This window comes from Vibrio sp. 1288 (assembly GCF_033344475.1).
This window is the reverse complement of record NZ_JAWPOX010000548.1, coordinates 1-689: the sequence shown is the minus strand read 5'-3', so window position 1 is coordinate 689 and position 689 is coordinate 1. Positions and strand designations below refer to the sequence as shown.

Here is a 689-nt window from a genome sequence, read left to right as displayed (position 1 = left end):
TCGGTGACATGGCCGTGATTAAGGACGATGATTTGATCAGCCGCTTCCAATTCCGTTAATCGGTGGGCGATAACGATCAACGCTTGGTCACGGTAGTGTGTTTCAAGGTTCTTGGGAGTCTGATGTTCGGTTCGACCATCTACGGCGGATAGGGCATCATCTAAAACTAACACTTGAGCGTTGAGAAGAATGGCGCGTGCAATCGCAATACGTTGCTTCTGACCGCCAGAAAGAGTAATGCCTTTTTCGCCAACTTCGGTTTGGTATCCGTCAGGGAATTTCTCTATATCGTCGTGGATACACGCCAATTTCGCTGCTTGATAAACTTGCTCCTTTGTTGCTTGAGGATTGCCAAGGGCGATGTTGTCAAAGATCGATTTTGAGAACAAAAATGGACTCTGATTCACAACCGCAAAGCGATTACGCCATTGAGGTAAGATAGCGTCTTTGATTTTGACATCGCCAAACTGAATGGTGCCATTTTCTAAATCATGTTGACGCAATAGCAGGGTGAGTAACGTCGATTTGCCACTGCCTACTGGGCCTGCAATTCCGAGCATTTTCCCTGGCTCTAACGTTACGTCCACAGCGGCAAGAGCTGGTGGGAGTTCTTTGCTCCAATAGAACGCGTCAATCTTGATGTGCAGCGGTAATGGTTTGTCATCTAGAGGCTGTGTGCCACCAATGAT

At 47.5% G+C, this 689-nt stretch carries 1 protein-coding gene; it reads right to left on the bottom strand.

The annotated features are described in order from the left end of the window. A partial coding sequence (locus tag R8O11_RS27950) for an ATP-binding cassette domain-containing protein (RefSeq protein WP_318194963.1) occupies positions 1 to 689 on the bottom strand: 689 nt, incomplete at both ends.